Annotated in this window: 13 protein-coding genes and 1 pseudogene; 11 read left to right on the forward strand and 3 right to left on the reverse strand. The window is 64.2% G+C overall.

Translation table 11 applies throughout. The features are described 5' to 3' along the window. Together Q7C30_RS02590 and Q7C30_RS02595 are read right to left on the reverse strand one after the other, a co-directional pair. Window positions 1–261 (reverse strand): annotated as a pseudogene (locus Q7C30_RS02590) (VRR-NUC domain-containing protein); the annotation flags it as partial. Further along, window positions 258–758 (reverse strand): PAAR domain-containing protein, encoded by a 501-nt coding sequence (locus tag Q7C30_RS02595; RefSeq protein WP_317870568.1) that lies wholly within the window; start codon window positions 756–758, stop codon window positions 258–260. The pseudogene Q7C30_RS02590 and the gene Q7C30_RS02595, both read right to left, overlap by 4 nt. 361 nt (window positions 759–1,119) lie before the next feature. On the opposite strand from Q7C30_RS02595, the gene Q7C30_RS02600 reads away from it, so the two are divergent. The 6 genes from Q7C30_RS02600 (at window position 1,120) to Q7C30_RS02625 (ending at window position 8,029) form a co-directional block, all read left to right on the forward strand. Next, window positions 1,120–1,632, forward strand: a complete 513-nt coding sequence (locus tag Q7C30_RS02600) for an RNA polymerase sigma factor (protein WP_029613376.1) — start codon at window positions 1,120–1,122, stop codon at window positions 1,630–1,632. A gap of 62 nt (window positions 1,633–1,694) precedes the next feature. Then, entirely contained in the window at window positions 1,695–2,654 is a 960-nt protein-coding gene (locus Q7C30_RS02605; RefSeq protein ID WP_317870570.1) for a FecR domain-containing protein, read from the forward strand. 146 nt (window positions 2,655–2,800) lie between these two features. Continuing rightward, window positions 2,801–5,389: a TonB-dependent receptor gene (locus Q7C30_RS02610; RefSeq protein WP_317870571.1), complete on the forward strand. Its 2,589-nt coding sequence runs from the start codon at window positions 2,801–2,803 to the stop codon at window positions 5,387–5,389. 160 nt (window positions 5,390–5,549) lie between these two features. Next, window positions 5,550–6,155 (forward strand): biliverdin-producing heme oxygenase, encoded by a 606-nt coding sequence (locus Q7C30_RS02615; RefSeq protein WP_295484259.1) that lies wholly within the window; start codon window positions 5,550–5,552, stop codon window positions 6,153–6,155. A gap of 52 nt (window positions 6,156–6,207) precedes the next feature. After that, the gene (locus Q7C30_RS02620) at window positions 6,208–6,624 is read left to right on the forward strand and encodes a YbaN family protein (RefSeq protein WP_037027852.1); all 417 of its coding nucleotides are present in this window, start codon (window positions 6,208–6,210) and stop codon (window positions 6,622–6,624) included. A 55-nt stretch (window positions 6,625–6,679) separates the two neighbouring features. Beyond that, window positions 6,680–8,029: a CoA transferase gene (locus tag Q7C30_RS02625; protein WP_317870572.1), complete on the forward strand. Its 1,350-nt coding sequence runs from the start codon at window positions 6,680–6,682 to the stop codon at window positions 8,027–8,029. 18 nt (window positions 8,030–8,047) lie between these two features. On the opposite strand, the gene arcD (Q7C30_RS02630) is transcribed toward Q7C30_RS02625, so the two are convergent. Further along, window positions 8,048–9,475, reverse strand: coding sequence for an arginine-ornithine antiporter (gene arcD / locus Q7C30_RS02630; RefSeq protein WP_317870574.1), 1,428 nt, complete (start codon window positions 9,473–9,475; stop codon window positions 8,048–8,050). 446 nt (window positions 9,476–9,921) lie between these two features. Between arcD (Q7C30_RS02630) and arcD (Q7C30_RS02635) the strand changes: the two genes are divergently transcribed. From arcD (Q7C30_RS02635) to Q7C30_RS02655, 5 genes are all read left to right on the forward strand, one after another. Beyond that, on the forward strand, window positions 9,922–11,349 hold the full coding sequence (gene arcD / locus Q7C30_RS02635) for an arginine-ornithine antiporter (protein ID WP_317870575.1): 1,428 nt from the start codon (window positions 9,922–9,924) through the stop codon (window positions 11,347–11,349). 26 nt (window positions 11,350–11,375) lie between these two features. Further along, entirely contained in the window at window positions 11,376–12,629 is a 1,254-nt protein-coding gene (gene arcA / locus Q7C30_RS02640; protein WP_039575671.1) for an arginine deiminase, read from the forward strand. A gap of 51 nt (window positions 12,630–12,680) precedes the next feature. Next, window positions 12,681–13,691, forward strand: a complete 1,011-nt coding sequence (locus Q7C30_RS02645; RefSeq protein WP_039575669.1) for an ornithine carbamoyltransferase — start codon at window positions 12,681–12,683, stop codon at window positions 13,689–13,691. An 88-nt stretch (window positions 13,692–13,779) separates the two neighbouring features. Then, window positions 13,780–14,709, forward strand: a complete 930-nt coding sequence (gene arcC / locus Q7C30_RS02650; RefSeq protein ID WP_317870576.1) for a carbamate kinase — start codon at window positions 13,780–13,782, stop codon at window positions 14,707–14,709. Between the two features lie 55 nt (window positions 14,710–14,764). Continuing rightward, a complete protein-coding gene (locus Q7C30_RS02655) occupies window positions 14,765–15,133 on the forward strand; it encodes a DUF5064 family protein (RefSeq protein WP_029613575.1) in 369 nt (122 codons plus the stop codon). Window positions 15,134–15,208: the final 75 nt, after the last annotated feature.

The following is a 15,208-nucleotide window of genomic DNA, read 5'->3' on the forward strand; positions in this document are numbered from 1 at the left end:
GGTCATGTCGTAACTGACCTCGGGCTTGTAGGGGCTGCGCTGTTGCAGCACATCGTCCAGCGCCCGCAGGTGCTGCGCCACGCACACTTGCTTGAGATTGCGCCCGTCACGGCTGATGGCGGGCGCCGCCGAGCAATGACAAACCGCCGAACACAGCACGCTTTTGTCGTTCTGATCGAGCTGAGGCGCTTGCAGGCGAACAGGATTGACGCGCTCGCCCACCGCCGTACCGCCCTGGTCGAGACGGGGCCTGTCGCTCATGCCTCGTCGTCTCGCAGCAGATCGATGTAGAGCGTCTCGGGGCGGCTGTGAACGCGCGAAACCGTACGACCTTCTGCATCCGTGGTGTCGACCAGGTTCCACCCATCGTCCGACCACAGCCTGACCCTGCGCCCGGCAATGGGCTTACCTGTCATCTGGTCTATCAGTTGAAAGTGCCCGCGATAGCAGTCAGGCGAGTCGTCAGAAGCCGCAGGTACGGCTTTTGCCGCCCCGCCGATATTGACGTTCCCGGATCCGCCAATCACTAGGCCACCATGACCGCCGCCACTGCCCTGTAACGCAGCCGGTTTGCCATTGATGAACACGGAGGTGGAAAAGCCGGTGCTCAGGGTGTCGCCACAAGCGCACTCATCGCCTTCGCGAGCGGCGGGACGACCGTTGATCAAGACGTTGGAGGAACCGGAAAGAAGCGTGCTGTCGCCATGCACCGGGCACTTGATCGAGTCGCCCTTGCGGGCGGCTGGCTTGCCAGTCATGACAGTTCTCCTCGCTCAGCGCTCGGTCCCAAACGCTCGATGAGCACCGCAAATTCGGCGAAGTGAATGGGCGAAATGCTCCGAGCCGCCTGATAGGCCATGGTGTCTCCCGATCGTCATCGCGTGAGGTTGGAGACACAAACCTAGGCAGCTCCTTCCTTCAAGACAACGCTTGATCGAGAAACCAGAAAATCCCTACTTATAGAAACAATTAGAAACTCAATAGCTGATTATCACCGCAGATTTCTTACATTGAAAATAATCCTCGCCCCCATAGAGCATGGCGCCATGACATTTCCCAGCTTGACCTTTAGCGCGAATGATACGCATCATCAAAAATCCCATTCGGTCAGGTTTTCTCGTGAGTCAGTCCCGCTTCACTGCCCTGTTTCTCAACCAGCGCCTGAGCCTGCTGCGCACGCTCCAGCGCATGGTCGGTAACCCGAGCACGGCTGAAGACCTGGTGCAGGAAACCTACCTGCGGGTCACTCGCGCATTGGGCGAGCGTCCCGTGGAACACCTCGAACCTTTCGTCTTCCAGACCGCGCGCAACCTGGCGCTCGACCACCTGCGCGCACGTCGCGTCCAGGCGCGCACGCTGGTGGACGACGTCTGCGAGCAGGTTCTGCACAATGTCGCCGCGCCGCTGAGCAGCCGCGAAGATGCCCTGCACGCCGAACAACTGCTGGAGCGTCTGAGCCTGAGCCTCGGCCAGCTCAGCGAGCGGCAACAACGCATCTTCATCCTCAGCCGCTTGCAGGGCGCCAGCTACCAGGAAATCGCCGAGCAATTGCAGGTCTCGGCCAGCACGGTGCAGAAGGAACTGAAACTGATCATGGCGATCTGCGTGAGCGTGGCCGAGCGCCTCGCCTGAGCGCTTGCCAGCCCTGGCGCCAGCACCGATCATCTGCAGCAGCCATCGCCCAAGGACATGCCGTGACCGACTCCGCCTCTCGCCCATCGCTCGCCGCGCCAGACGCCCGCGCCCGTGCCCTGGACGAGGCCCAGGACTGGCTGATCCGTCTGCAATGCCCTAGCGCCGAAGACACCGAACACTTCCAGGCCTGGCTGAGCGCCAACGACCATAACGCCCACGCCTATGTGGAGGCCGAAGCGCTATGGAACGGCGCGCAGGTGCGCCGACTCGCCGGCGATCTGCACCAGCGCCGTCGCGCGTCCCTGCGCGGTCGCCTCCGTCGCCACTGGAAACCGCTGGCCACGGCTGCGTTGCTGTTGGTGGGGCTGTTCACCTTCGGCAATCTGCCGGTGCGCCTGCAAGCCGACCACCTGACCCAGGTCGGCGAACGCCAGCGCTTGCAACTGGACGGTGGCGCCCACGTGCTGCTGAACACCGATTCGGCATTCGCCAGTCACGCGCGCGACGGCCAGCAAGTCGCACGCCTGCTACAAGGCGAGGCCTACTTCGAAGTGCCCGGCGGCGACCAGCCGGCGCTGGAGGTCCAGGCTGGTCCGCTGCGTGCGCAGGCACGCGATACCCATTTCGCCGTGCGCTACCTCGACGGCCAGGCGCAGGTGCGGGTACAGCGCGGAGATGTCGACCTGCAGGCCGCCAGCGACCAGCGCATTCGTCTTCGTGCCGGCGACAGCATCGCGGTCGGCCCCGAGGGCTTCGGCCAGCGCCAGCGGGTCGATCCGCAGAAGGACCTGGCCTGGGTCGAGGGTCGCCTGGTCTTCGAGAATTGCCCCATGAGCCAGGTGCTCGACGAGTTGCGCCGCTACTACCCCGGCTGGATCATCAATCGCAACCCGCGCCTGGAAACCGTAGCGGTGACTGGCAACTACCGCCTGGACCAGCCACTGGAGGCGCTACGGGCCCTGGCGCACATCACTTCAGCGCACGTGCATGAGTACCCGAAGGTGGTGATTCTCAACTGATCGCCGCGCTCCCGCGCAGTCCATCCCACTATTTTTTACGCAATCGCGATCCTGGCACGTCTCGTTATAGCCAATGCAACTGATTCTTGTTCAAAAACAAGAACTGCACTCACTCATAACGGTTCGCGCGACAGGGAGCGCTTTCGATGTCCTCAGGTCCAACCCGTCTTCATTCCTCCCCCCAACGCCGGGGGCAGTTGTCCCTATTGACCTTGGCCTTGATCGCCAGTGGCGTCGGCTGCCTGCCTGCGCTGGCCGCCGCGCCCGCCCAGGTCAGCAGCCCACGTAGCGGCGAATACCGCTTCGCCATCGCCCAGCAGCCACTGGTCTCAGCCATCAATGCCTTCAGCCAGACCACCGGCTGGCAGGTCGGCTTTTCCGCCGAACTGGCCCAGGATGTGGCCTCCCCCGGCGCCCAAGGCGCGCTGTCGCCTGAGGCCGCGTTGCGCCAGTTGCTCGCCAATACCGGTCTGGATTTTCGCATCCTCGGCCCCGGCAACGTGGTGCTCGAACGTCAGCGCGCCGGCACGGTGATCGCCTTGCAGCAGATGACCGTCAGCGCCACCCGCAGCGCCCAGGATGCCAGCCAGGTGCCCAGCAGCGTCAGCGTACACACCCGCGAACAACTGGACCGGCAGAACGTCGGCGACATCAAGCAACTGGTGCGCTACGAGCCCGGCGTATCGGTGGGCGGCACCGGCCAACGCAGCGGCCTGAACGGTTTCAACATCCGCGGCATCGACGGCGAGCGCATCCTCACCCAGATCGATGGTGTGTCGATCCCCGACAGCTTCTTCTACGGCCCCTACGCCCAGACCCAGCGCAACTACGTCGACCCTGAAATCGTCAAGCGCGTGGAAATCCTGCGTGGCCCGGCCTCGGTGCTCTACGGCAGCAATGCCATCGGCGGCGCGGTGAGCTACTACACCCTGGACGCGGACGACATCATCAAGCCCGGCAAGGACATCGGCGCGCGCCTGAAGACGGGCTACAGCTCGGCCGACGAGAGCTGGCTGACCTCCGCCACCGTCGCCGGCCGCCAGGGCGACGTCGACGGCTTGCTGCACCTGAGTCAGCGCAACGGCCACGAGACCGAGTCCTACGGCAGCCACGGCGGTACGGGCCTGGCCCGGACCGAGGCCAACCCCGAAGACGTGCGCACCACCAACGTGCTGGCCAAGCTGGGCTGGAACTACACCGACGACGCGCGCCTGGGCCTGACCTACGAGCACTACAAGGACGACCGCGATCAGAACATCCGCAGCGCCGTGGGTGGGCCGTTCATCCCAGGCTTCGGCGCCATGAACAGCTACCGCCTGCGCCAAGGCAACGACACCGTCACCCGCGAACGCGTGGGCATCAATCATGAATTCGGCCTCGACAGCCTGCTGGCAGATCACGTCAAGTGGAGCCTGAACTACCAGATCGCCAAGACCGACCAGCGCACCGACGAGCTGTATTTCGCGTCCGGGCGCCAAGTGGCGCGCGATCGCCAGACCACCTACAAGGACCGTCAGTGGGTGCTCGACGCGCAATTGGACAAGGCCTTCAGCCTCGGCGAGACCGAGCACCTGCTGACCTACGGCACCACCTTCAAGCATGAGAAAGTCACCGGCTCACGCAGCGGTAGCGGCGTCTGCCTGAATGTCGGCGGCACCTGCCGCGCCATCGGCCAGGTCAGCACGAACGACGGTCAGGCACGGGTCAGCGACTTCCCCGACCCCACCGTCGACACCTACAGCCTGTTCGCCCAGGATGAGATCCGCTGGAACGACTGGACCTTCCTGCCCGGCGCCCGCTACGACTACACCCGCCTGTCGCCGAAGATGACCGACGAATTCCTGCGCGGCATCCAGGGCAACGGCGCGGCGGCCGCCGGTATCGACGACAGCGACAAAAAGTGGCATCGGGTCTCGCCCAAGTTCGGCATCACCTATGCCTTCGACGATCACTACACCTGGTACGGCCAGTACGCCGAGGGCTTCCGCACACCGACCGCCAAGGCCATGTATGGCCGCTTCGACAACCCGACATTGGGCTATCGGGTCGAGCCCAACCCGAACCTGGAACCGGAAAAGAGCAAGAGCTACGAGACGGGCCTGCGCGGCCAGTTCGAGGCCGGCCAGTTCGATGTCGCGGTGTTCTACAACAAGTACCGCGACTTCATCAACGAAGACGCTGTGCAGTCGGCCAACCTCGGCTCGACCTTCCAGGCCAACAACATCCGTCACGCCACCATCAAGGGTGCCGAACTCAAGGGTCGTCTGAACCTGGACAGCTTCGGCGCCAGCCAGGGCCTCTACACCCAGGGTTCGCTGGCCTATGCCCATGGCCGCAATGACGACAATGGCCAGCCGCTGAACAGCGTCAACCCGCTCACCGCCGTACTGGGCCTGGGCTACGAGCAGCCGCAGTACGGTGGCCTGCTGAGCTGGACGCTGGTCAAGCGCAAGACCCGGGTCGACGACAGCACCTTCTTCGCCCCGGACGGTACCAGCTCGCAGTTCCGCACCCCAGGCTACGGCGTGCTCGACTTGACCGGCTTCTACAAGGTCACCGACGACGTGACCGTCAACGCAGGCCTGTACAACCTCACCGACAAGAAATACTGGCAGTGGGATGACGTGCGCGGCTACGACGGCCTGGGCGAAGCCGCCGTGACCCAGCCGGCCAACCTCGACCGCCTGACGATGCCCGGTCGCAACTTCGCCATCAATGTGGTGTGGGATATCTGATTCGGGGCTGTTCACCGTGAGCCACTGCGCGCGCAGTGGCTCACCCGCCCATCTGACCCTCAATGCGAATACGTCCCGACCGCAGGTGAGGTTTTTTTACTGCCCTGCGTCTTCTCTTTCGTCTTTTACCTAGACAGCCCCATTTCCCAAGGATGCCTCCATGACCCAAGCCCCTTCCGAGCGCCCTGCCCTGCGCTCGCAGCGCCTGAACCAGGTGACCCACGCCCCGCATACCGAGCTCGATGCCCTGGTCAAGTCGCATGCGCCGTTCGACAGCCGCGACAGCTTCGCCCGCTTCGTCGTCGCCCAGTACCTGTTCCAGTCCGAACTGCAGGCGCTGTACAACGACCCGGCGCTGATCTCGCTCTTCCCGGACCTCGCCGCCCGCTGCCGGGCCGAACAGGCACGGCTGGATCTGGCAGACTTGAATACCGCTGTGCCGTCACCCGTTCCCGGCGCCGTGACCGCGCCGACGCTGGGCCAGGCGCTGGGCTGGATCTTCGTCTCCGAAGGCTCCAAACTGGGCGCCGCGTTCCTGATCAAGCGCGCGCAGGCGCTGGGCCTGTCCGACAGCTTCGGTGCCCGCCATCTGGGCGAGCCCGAAGGTGGCCGGGCCGAAGGCTGGAAACAGTTCACCCGCACGCTGGACGGCTTGCAGTTGTCGCCAGAACAGGACGCCGCCGCCGAGCACGCCGCCGTGGCTGCCTTCGAGCGCTTTACCGAGCTGCTCAGGCACGCCTATGCCACCGATGCCGCGCTGGCTTGAAATGCCTTTGCCGGCCACCCTCCCGGTGGCCGTACCGCCTTGCAGTGAGACCATGACGACCCGACTTGCCCGCTCCCGAGTGTCACGCCTGCTGTATGCGCTTCTGGCCTATGTCAGCCTCGGGATAGGCCTGGTCGCCATCGTGATACCCGGCCTGCCCACCACCGAGTTCATCCTCCTCGCCGCCTGGGCCGCGACCCGCAGCTCGCCCCGCTTGGCAGCGTGGCTGGACAACCATCGGCTGTTCGGACCGATCCTGTGGAACTGGCGCAATGGCAAGGTCATCCAGCGCCGCGCCAAGATCAGCGCCACCCTGAGCATGCTGTTGTGCGCCAGCCTGATGCTGATCGTGCTCGAGCACCGCTGGCCGGTGTTCCTGGCCATCGCCGGCATGACCCTGGGCAACCTGTGGATCTGGTCGCGTCCAGAGCATCCCACTGCGCCACTTCCCGCCGAACTGCAACGCTGACATTGCATCGACGCGCCGGATGTACTGCAATGACTTCCAGCACGGAGGATCCTGCATGCATCAGATGCTCGACACCATCGCCCAAGCACTCGACCTGGACAGCAGCGCCCTGCGTTGGCACGGCATCGGCGCGCTGCCCTCGACCTTCGCCGTCACCGACCTGGCCGCCGCCAGTGTGGCAGCCGCTGGTCTGGCCCTGGCCAGGCTGCTGCAACAACAGACCGACCAATGCCCGTTGGTCAGCGTCGATCGGCGCCTGGCTTCGTTCTGGTTCGCCACCAGCCTGCGTCCCCACGGCTGGCAGACACCGCCGTTGTGGGACGCCATCGCGGACGACTACCCCACCCGTGACGGCTGGATTCGCCTGCACACCAACGCCGTCCATCACCGTCAGGCGGCACTGGCTGTGCTGGGCACCCCCGCCGAACGCCAGGCCGTCGCCGCCGAGGTCGCGCGCTGGGATGCCGAAGCGCTGGAAAGCGCCGTGGTCCAGGCCGGCGGCTGCGCGGCGAAGATGCGCAGTTGGGCGCAGTGGTGCGCGCATCCCCAAGGCCTGGCCGTCAACCAGGAGCCGCTGGTGCTGCGCGAAGGCTTCGAAGCCGGCCCGATCCTGACCTGGCAGGGCACACCGACGCGTCCGTTGGCAGGGCTCAAGGTACTCGACCTGACCCGCATCATCGCCGGCCCCACGGCCAGCCGCCTGCTGGCCGGCTTCGGCGCCCAGGTCCTGCGTATCGACCCGCCAGCCTGGGAAGAGCCCTCGCTGGTCGCTGAGGTCACCCTCGGCAAGCGCTGCGCGCGTCTGGACTTGCACGCCCCCGCAGACCGCGAGACGTTCGCCGCCCTGCTTGCCGACGCCGACGTCCTGCTGCACGGCTATCGCGCCAATGCCCTGGAGCGTCTGGGCTTCGGCGCGCGGTATCGGCGCCAGCTCAACCCCGGTCTGATCGACGTCAGCCTCAATGCCTACGGCTGGAGCGGGCCGTGGCAGGATCGCCGGGGTTTCGACAGCCTGGTGCAGATGAGCAGCGGTATCGCCCGTGAAGGCATGCGCTGGCAGCAGGCGGAAAAACCCATACCGCTGCCAGTGCAGGCGCTCGACCACGCCACCGGTTACCTGATGGCCGCCGAAGCGATTCGGGGCCTGCAACAGCGCCTGCACAGCGGCGCCGGTTGCCGCGCGCGCCTGTCGTTGGCGCGCACCGCCGCCTTGCTGGTCGAGCACGGTACGGTCGGCGAAGACCTGCCACTGGCCGAAGAAAGCGCCGACGATCTCGATCCCCACCTGGAGCAAACGCCCTGGGGCGTGGCGCAGCGGCTCAAGGGCCCGTTGAGAGTGGGCTGCGCGCAGTTGGAGTGGGCACTGGGCGCCAACGAGCTGGGTTCGGCCGGCCCGGCCTGGTGACCGTCACAGGGCGGGACGCTAAAGACTCAGCAGCCCCACCGAAAGCGCCCAGGCCGCCACCCCGGCGCCCAGCAGCACCACGGCGAAGATCAGCGTCTCCCATCGGCTGAACAGCGCCCGGCCCTGCTCTCGGCGAGCCCGTGCGAACAGGATTGCACCAGGGGCATACAGCAGCGCCGAGAGCAGCAGGTACTTGGCGCCACCGGCGTACAGCAACCACAGCGCATACACCAGGGCCAGCAGACTAATCATCAGGTCCTTGCGCCGCGTTGCCGACTGCCCGGCATAACCCTCGCCGCACCAGGCCAACTTCAAGGCATAGGCGGCCGACCAGAAGTACGGCATCAGGATCATCGATGAGGCGAGGTAGATCAGGCTGGTGTAGGTGCCGGCAGAAAACAGCGTGATCAACAGGAAACCCTGGATCATGCCATTGGTCAGCCACAGCGCATTGGCCGGGACCTGGTTGGCGTTCTCCTTGGCGAGAAAACGCGGCATCGTGCCGTCACGGGCCGTGGCAAACAGGATCTCGGCACAGAGCAACGCCCACGACAGCAAGGCGCCGAGCAGCGACACCGCCAGGCCGACGCTGATCAGCAGCGCGCCCCAGGGGCCTACCAGGTGCTCCAGTACCGAAGCCAACGACGGGTTCGGCAATCCTGCCAACTGGCCACGACTCATCACCCCCAGCGACAGCACATTGACCAGCACCAACAGCGCCAACACGCCGAGAAAACCGATCAACGTCGCCCGGCCCACATCCGAGCGACGCCGCGCGCGTCCGGAATAGACGCTGGCGCCCTCGATGCCGATAAACACGAACACCGTCACCAGCATCATGCTGCGCACCTGCTCCAGCACGCTGCCCAACTGCGGCGTATCCAGGCCCCAGACATCGCGGGTGAAGACATCGGCGCGAAAAGCGCAAGCGGCGATGACGATGAAGATCAGCAGCGGCACGACCTTCGCTACGGTCGTGACCAGATTGATGAACGCCGCCTCCTTGATGCCGCGCAGCACCAAGAGGTGCACGCTCCAGAGCAACAGTGAGGCACAGCCGATGGCCAGGGGCGTATTGCCCTCGCCGAACAACGGAATGTAGAACCCCAGCGTGCTGAACAGCAGGACGAAGTAGCCGACATTGCCCATCCAGGCACTGATCCAATAGCCCCAAGCCGAGCAGAAACCCAGATAGTCGCCGAACCCGGCCTTGGCGTAGGCATACACGCCCGAGTCGAGTGTCGGCTTGCGATTGGCCAGGGTCTGGAACACGAACGCCAGCGCCAGCATGCCCACGGCGGTGATCGACCAACCGATCAGCACCGCGCCCACTTCGGCACGGGCGGCCATGTTCTGCGGCAGCGAAAAGATACCGCCGCCGATCATCGACCCCACGACCAAGGCGACGAGCGCGCCCAGGCCCAGTTTGTGTCCTTGCTCGCCCATCAAGGAGCACCCTCACCGCGTGCACGGCAGTTGAACGATCGAATTGAAGCGTGAGATTTCATGACAGTCATATCAACTAAAACCATTAAATTTAAATGACTCATAACGGATCTGTCTATCGGTGAGCGCTTATCCAGAAGCCGAGTGCCAAACGTTTCACATCCTGAGCACTTATCGCCTTTGAAGACGAGAAAAATGGGCGAAAACCCAGGAAACGACTAGGTTGAAAGTTTACTTGGCAAACGCCGTGTTTTTCTGGCGGCCGACCTCAAAGCCTTGTGGCACATGGCCTTCATGCAGAGGGATGGATCGCCTTCGTCTTCAATTTAGAACTAGCGAGCGGGAAGTTTCTGACGACGAATCCTCAACGACTGATCCAAATCAGCGAATGTCGAACGCGTCGGATTTATTCTTTCAGCAACTTCCTCCTGACGTGGAGTCGTTAAATGTCTGATGCTCCCGGAAAACTCAAACTTGGTGCATTAGTTGCCCTCGTAGTGGGGTCGATGATCGGCGGCGGTATCTTCTCGCTGCCGCAGAACATGGCCGCCAGCGCCGGGGTCGGCGCGGTGCTGATCGGCTGGGCAATCACCGCCGTGGGCATGCTCACCCTCGCCTTCGTGTTCCAGACCCTGGCCAACCGTAAGCCCGACCTGGACGGCGGCGTCTACGCCTACGCCAAGGCCGGGTTCGGCAACTACATGGGCTTCTCTTCGGCCTGGGGCTACTGGATCAGCGCCTGGCTAGGCAATGTCGGCTATTTCGTCCTGCTGTTCAGCACCCTGGGCTATTTCTTCCCGATCTTCGGCCAGGGCAACACGCCAGCGGCCATCGTCGGCGCCTCGCTGTTGTTGTGGAGCGTGCACTTTCTGGTGCTGCGCGGCATCAAGGAGGCGGCGTTCATCAACTTGGTCACCACGGTGGCCAAGGTGGTGCCGTTGCTGCTGTTCGCCTTGATCTGTCTGTTCGCCTTCAAGCTCGACGTGTTCACCGCCGACATCTGGGGCCAGGACTCCCCCGACCTGGGCGGGGTGATGAGCCAGGTGCGCAACATGATGCTGGTGACCGTATGGGTGTTCATCGGCATCGAAGGCGCGAGCATCTTTTCCTCACGGGCGCAAAAACGCGCCGACGTGGGCAAGGCCACGGTCATCGGCTTCGTCACCGTGTTGCTGTTCCTGGTGCTGGTGAACGTGCTGTCGATGGGCGTGATGACCCAACCGGAACTGGCCAGATTGCAAAACCCATCGATGGCCGCCGTGCTCGAACACGTCGTCGGTCACTGGGGGGCGCTGTTGATCAGTGTCGGCCTGATCATTTCGCTGCTGGGAGCGCTGCTGTCGTGGGTGCTGCTGTGCGCGGAAATCATGTTCGCGGCCGCCAAGGACCACACCATGCCGGCGTTCCTGCGCCGTGAGAACGCCAACCATGTGCCGGCCAATGCCCTGTGGCTGACCAACGCCATGGTGCAGATCTTCCTGGTCATCACCCTGTTTTCCAACAGCACCTACCTGTCGCTGATCTACCTCGCCACCTCGATGATCCTGGTGCCCTACCTGTGGTCGGCGGCCTATGCGGTGCTGCTGGCGGTGCGCGGGGAAACCTACGCGCAGGCCCTGGCCGAACGACGCAAGGACCTGGCCATCGGCACCATCGCCCTGCTCTACGCCATCTGGCTGCTGTACGCCGGCGGCGTGAAGTACCTGCTGCTGTCGGCATTGCTCTACGCACCGGGCGCGATCCTGTTCGCCAAGGCCCGGCACGAAGTGGGCCAACCCATTTTCAGCCGCCTGGAAAAACTGATCTTCGCCGCCGTGGTCCTGGGCGCCCTGCTGGCAGCCTACGGCCTGTACGACGGCTTCCTGACCCTGTGAATCACCTCTTGCTGGAGGAACACCTCATGTCTGCGGACAAAGCGAAATACGGCGTCCATTCAGAAGCCGGCAAACTGCGCAAAGTGATGGTCTGTGCACCGGGGCTGGCGCACAAGCGTCTGACCCCAAGCAACTGCGACGAACTGCTGTTCGACGATGTGATCTGGGTCGACCAGGCCAAGCGCGACCATTTCGACTTCGTCACCAAGATGCGCGAGCGCGGCGTCGAGGTGCTGGAGATGCACAACCTGCTGACCGACATCGTGCAGGACAAGGCGGCGCTGGCCTGGATCCTCGACCGCAAGATTTCGCCGGACACCGTCGGCGTCGGCCTCACCAACGAAGTGCGCAGTTGGCTGGAGGGCCTGGAGCCGCGCCACCTGGCCGAATTCCTGATCGGCGGCGTGGCCGGCCAGGACCTGCCGCAGAGCGAAGGCGCGGCAGTGGTGAAGATGTACAACGACTACCTGGGCCATTCCAGCTTCATCCTGCCGCCGCTGCCCAACACCCAGTTCACCCGCGACACCACCTGCTGGATCTACGGTGGCGTCACGCTCAACCCCATGTACTGGCCGGCGCGCCGCCAGGAGACCCTGCTGGCCACGGCCATCTACCGCTTCCACCCACAGTTCACCCAGGCCGACTTCCAGGTCTGGTACGGCGACCCTGACAAGGAGCATGGCCAGTCCACCCTCGAGGGCGGCGACGTGATGCCGATCGGCAACGGCGTCGTGCTGATCGGCATGGGCGAGCGCACTTCGCGCCAGGCCATCGGCCAGTTGGCGCAGAGCTTGTTCGCCAAGGGCGCGGTGGAAAAAGTCATCGTCGCCGGCCTGCCCAAGTCGCGCGCAGCGATGCACCTGGACACGGTGTTCAGCTTCTGCGACCGCGACCTGGTCACGGTCTTCCCGGAGGTGGTCAGCGAAATCGTGCCGTTCATCATTCGCCCCGACGAGAGCAAGCCCTACGGCATGGACGTACGCCGGGAACATAAATCGTTCATCGACGTGGTCGGCGAACACCTGGGGGTGAAGCTGCGAGTCGTGGAAACCGGTGGCAACAGCTTCGCCGCCGAGCGCGAGCAGTGGGACGACGGCAACAACGTGGTGGCCCTGGAGCCCGGCGTGGTCATCGGCTACGACCGCAACACCTACACCAACACCTTGCTGCGCAAGGCCGGCGTGGAAGTGATCACCATCAGCGCCGGCGAACTGGGCCGGGGTCGCGGCGGCGGCCACTGCATGACCTGCCCGATCGTGCGCGACCCGATCGACTACTGAGAGCCGTCATTCCCGGCCACACGAGCCTACCGAACCCAAGGAGACACCGTCATGGCGTTCAACATGCGTAACCGCAACCTGCTCAGCCTCGAACACCACAGCACCCGCGAACTCAAGTACCTGCTGGACCTGTCGCGCGACCTCAAGCGTGCCAAGTACACCGGCACCGAGCAGCAGCACCTGAAGGGCCGCAACATCGCGCTGATCTTCGAGAAGACCTCCACCCGCACCCGCTGCGCCTTCGAGGTCGCCGCCTATGACCAAGGCGCCAACGTCACCTACATCGATCCCAATTCCTCGCAGATCGGCCACAAGGAAAGCATGAAGGACACCGCCCGCGTGCTCGGGCGCATGTACCACGCCATCGAATATCGCGGCTTCAAGCAGGAGATCGTCGAGGAGCTGGCCACATTCGCCGGCGTGCCGGTGTTCAACGGCCTGACCGACGAATACCACCCCACGCAGATGATCGCCGACGTGCTGACCATGCGCGAGCACAGCGACAAGCCGCTGCACGACATCAGCTATGCCTACCTGGGCGATGCGCGCAACAACATGGGCAACTCGCTGCTGCTGATCGGCGCCAAGCTCGGCATGGATGTGCGCATCGCCGCGCCCAAGGACCTCTGGCCCCACGACGATCTGGTGCAACGCTGCAAGCAGTACGCCGAAGAAAGCGGCGCACGCCTGACCCTGACCGAAGACCCGCGCGCGGCCGTCAAGGGCGTGGACTTCATCCACACCGACGTGTGGGTGTCGATGGGCGAGCCGATCGAAGCCTGGGGCGAGCGCATCACGCTGCTCAAGCCTTATCAGGTCAACGCTGCGCTGATGCAGGCCAGCGGCAACCCGCGGACCAAATTCATGCACTGCCTGCCCGCCTTCCACAACTGCGAGACCAAGGTCGGCAAGCAGATCGCCGCGCAGTACCCGGAGTTGACCAACGGCATCGAGGTCACCGACGACGTGTTCGAGTCCCCGGCCTGCATCGCCTTCGAACAGGCCGAGAACCGCATGCACACGATCAAAGCGATCCTGGTCTCGACCCTCGCCGATCTTTGAGCGTCAAGCTGCGAGCCTCAGCCCGACCGCGCGTCTACTGGCCGCTCGGCGCTCACCGCTCGCAGTGGCTTCCCAAAGGAGATTCCCCATGCGTATCGTGGTTGCACTGGGCGGTAACGCCCTGCTTCGCCGCGGCGAACCGATGACCGCTGATAATCAGCGCGCCAACATTCGTACCGCTGCCGAGCGTATCGCCCGCATCCATCCGGGCAACGAGCTGGTCATCGCCCACGGCAACGGCCCGCAGGTTGGCCTGCTGTCGCTCCAGGGCCAGGCCTACAAGCCTGACGAGGCCTATCCGCTGGACGTGCTCGGCGCTGAGACCGAAGGCATGATCGGCTACATGATCGAGCAGGAATTGGGCAACCTGCTCGACTTCGAAGTGCCCTTCGCCACCCTGCTCACCCAGGTCGAAGTCGATGCCGACGACCCGGCCTTCAAAGACCCGACCAAGTTCATCGGACCGATCTACGAACGGCAGGAAGCCGAGCGCCTGGCGCAGGAAAAGGGCTGGGTGGTCAAGGCCGATGGCGACAAGTACCGCCGCGTGGTCGCCAGCCCCAAACCCAAGCGTATCTTCGAGATCCGCCCGATCAAATGGCTGCTGGAAAAGCGCACACTGGTGATCTGTGCCGGGGGTGGCGGCATTCCGACGATGTACGATGCCCATGGACGACTCAAAGGCATCGAGGCCGTGATCGACAAAGACCTGTGTTCCGCGCTGCTGGCCGAGCAGCTCGACGCCGACCTGTTGATCATCGCCACCGACGTCGATGCCGCTTATGTGGACTTCGGCAAGCCGACGCAAACCGCCATCGCCCAGGCGCACCCGGACGCGCTGGACACGCTCGGTTTCGCCGCCGGCTCCATGGGCCCCAAGGTCCAAGCCGCCTGCGAGTTCGCCCGCAATACCGGCAAGGTCGCAGTCATCAGCTCGCTGGAGAACATCGAGGACATCGTCAAAGGCACCGCCGGTACACGCATATCGACCGGCCTGCCCGGGATCAGCTACCGTTGAACGCAGTTGGCCGGTGCGCCCCACCGGCCGTTTTCGATTTACAGGAGGACGCCCCATGGCCCAGTTCCATCCTGGTCACGTGCACATCGAGCGCGTCGCGCTCAACAGCCACGACCACAGCTACGACCTCGCCATCGAGTACGAGGCCACCCAGGACCCCAAGGAAGGGCACGGCATCCAGTTCCACATGCATGGCAGCATCGAAGGCAAACCGGTGGACGAACGCTTCTTCCTGGCCAAGGACCAGGTCCTGCCGAGCTTTCTCATGCAACTCACGCGCAGGGCGCAGGCACACCTTCCGGCACCGAAGAAGTTCGAGAGCCTGAACTCGCCGCACAAACTCTACGACCACATGTTCGAAGACATCCGCCAGACGCTGGCGGTGAAGTCCGGCGATCCGATCAAGCCTGAACATTTGCAGTGACCCCAGCGCCGACCATGCACCGTTCGTGTGGGCGCGCCAGGCATCTCGAGGCATACTGCTGCCTCTCGTCCCAAG

The sequence above is a fragment of the Pseudomonas sp. RAC1 genome, from assembly GCF_030658255.1.
Classification (GTDB): Bacteria; Pseudomonadota; Gammaproteobacteria; order Pseudomonadales; family Pseudomonadaceae; genus Aquipseudomonas; species Aquipseudomonas boreofloridensis.

What these genes read in the sequence shown, in the direction of transcription:
- arcA (WP_039575671.1), top strand. Translation starts at nt 11,376, where the DNA reads ATGTCTGCGGACAAAGCGAAATACGGCGTCCATTCAGAAGCCGGCAAA.
- Q7C30_RS02625 (WP_317870572.1), top strand. Translation starts at nt 6,680, where the DNA reads ATGCATCAGATGCTCGACACCATCGCCCAAGCACTCGACCTGGACAGC.
- arcC (WP_317870576.1), top strand. Translation starts at nt 13,780, where the DNA reads ATGCGTATCGTGGTTGCACTGGGCGGTAACGCCCTGCTTCGCCGCGGC.
- arcD (WP_317870574.1), bottom strand. Translation starts at nt 9,475, where the DNA reads ATGGGCGAGCAAGGACACAAACTGGGCCTGGGCGCGCTCGTCGCCTTG.
- Q7C30_RS02595 (WP_317870568.1), bottom strand. Translation starts at nt 758, where the DNA reads ATGACTGGCAAGCCAGCCGCCCGCAAGGGCGACTCGATCAAGTGCCCG.
- Q7C30_RS02645 (WP_039575669.1), top strand. Translation starts at nt 12,681, where the DNA reads ATGGCGTTCAACATGCGTAACCGCAACCTGCTCAGCCTCGAACACCAC.
- Q7C30_RS02620 (WP_037027852.1), top strand. Translation starts at nt 6,208, where the DNA reads ATGACGACCCGACTTGCCCGCTCCCGAGTGTCACGCCTGCTGTATGCG.
- Q7C30_RS02615 (WP_295484259.1), top strand. Translation starts at nt 5,550, where the DNA reads ATGACCCAAGCCCCTTCCGAGCGCCCTGCCCTGCGCTCGCAGCGCCTG.
- Q7C30_RS02655 (WP_029613575.1), top strand. Translation starts at nt 14,765, where the DNA reads ATGGCCCAGTTCCATCCTGGTCACGTGCACATCGAGCGCGTCGCGCTC.
- arcD (WP_317870575.1), top strand. Translation starts at nt 9,922, where the DNA reads ATGTCTGATGCTCCCGGAAAACTCAAACTTGGTGCATTAGTTGCCCTC.
- Q7C30_RS02610 (WP_317870571.1), top strand. Translation starts at nt 2,801, where the DNA reads ATGTCCTCAGGTCCAACCCGTCTTCATTCCTCCCCCCAACGCCGGGGG.